6 tRNA genes are annotated in these 1171 nt (G+C 59.5%); all 6 read right to left on the bottom strand.

From position 1 onward, the window contains the following. Positions 1–59: 59 nt before the first annotated feature. Positions 60–129: transfer RNA gene (locus N5J71_RS22315), tRNA-Glu, on the bottom strand. A gap of 46 nt (positions 130–175) precedes the next feature. Beyond that, positions 176–251: transfer RNA gene (locus N5J71_RS22310), tRNA-Ala, on the bottom strand. A 47-nt stretch (positions 252–298) separates the two neighbouring features. Then, positions 299–374 (bottom strand) — tRNA-Glu (locus N5J71_RS22305). A gap of 48 nt (positions 375–422) precedes the next feature. Continuing rightward, positions 423–498, bottom strand: a tRNA-Ala gene (locus N5J71_RS22300). A 49-nt stretch (positions 499–547) separates the two neighbouring features. Next, positions 548–623: transfer RNA gene (locus tag N5J71_RS22295), tRNA-Glu, on the bottom strand. A 60-nt stretch (positions 624–683) separates the two neighbouring features. After that, positions 684–759, bottom strand: a tRNA-Ala gene (locus N5J71_RS22290). Between the last annotated feature and the right edge of the window lie 412 nt (positions 760–1171).

Here is a 1171-nt window from a genome sequence, read left to right as displayed (position 1 = left end):
CAAAAAGGGGCCACCTCTGAAGAGGTGGCCCCTGGGTTCCGCAAATGCGGCAAGAAAAATGGCGTCCCCTAGGGGACTCGAACCCCTGTTACCGCCGTGAAAGGGCGGTGTCCTAGGCCACTAGACGAAGTTCTTCGAACGACAAGGCCAGCGCTAGGCTGGCCTTGTGTGTGATTGGTGGAGCTAAACGGGATCGAACCGTTGACCTCTTGCATGCCATGCAAGCGCTCTCCCAGCTGAGCTATAGCCCCGAAACCTTTCGGTCGGTTCGCAACACTTGCGCGTTGCGACTGGAATATGGCGTCCCCTAGGGGACTCGAACCCCTGTTACCGCCGTGAAAGGGCGGTGTCCTAGGCCACTAGACGAAGGGGACAAAACCTTCGAAGAACAAGGCCAGCACTAAGCTGGCCTTGTCAGTGTTTGGTGGAGCTAAACGGGATCGAACCGTTGACCTCTTGCATGCCATGCAAGCGCTCTCCCAGCTGAGCTATAGCCCCGAAACCTTGCGGTCTGGCTGCAGCGCCTGAGCGCTACGGCTGGAATAAATGGCGTCCCCTAGGGGACTCGAACCCCTGTTACCGCCGTGAAAGGGCGGTGTCCTAGGCCACTAGACGAAGGGGACGCAAGACCCTGATCGCGAACCGATTCACATCGATTCTGGCACTCCCGAAGGAGTCGAGATTGGTGGAGCTAAACGGGATCGAACCGTTGACCTCTTGCATGCCATGCAAGCGCTCTCCCAGCTGAGCTATAGCCCCATCTCGAGGACGGGGCGCATGTTAAGAGCGCCCCGATTGGCTGTCAACAACATTTTTCCTGCCAGCCCAAAGTTTTTGCCACTAGAACAATTACTTAGGGCCATTTCCTGCGGGGCGGAGCTGACACTCGGGAAACGCAGCATCGTCCCACTAGGAGCCGTGCCCTGCGGCAAATCGAAAGAACACTGCAAAGCTATAAGCTTCGCCCCGGGGCGGGGCTCCTACACAAATGCCGCAGGCACCGCCCCCCTGTAGGAGCCGCGCCTCGCGGCGAATCGTTCGAGCGAACAGCGCAAAACCAAGAGCTTCGCCCCGGGGCGGGGCTCCTACACAAATGCCGCAGGCACCGCCCCCCCCTGTAGGAGCCGCGCCTCGCGGCGAATCGTTCGAGCGAACAGCGCAAAACCAAGAG

Source organism: Ectopseudomonas oleovorans (assembly GCF_029845265.1).
GTDB lineage: Bacteria > Pseudomonadota > Gammaproteobacteria > Pseudomonadales > Pseudomonadaceae > Aquipseudomonas > Aquipseudomonas oleovorans.
The sequence above is the reverse complement of the archived record's forward strand: the minus strand, read 5'-3'. Positions and strand labels throughout refer to the sequence as shown.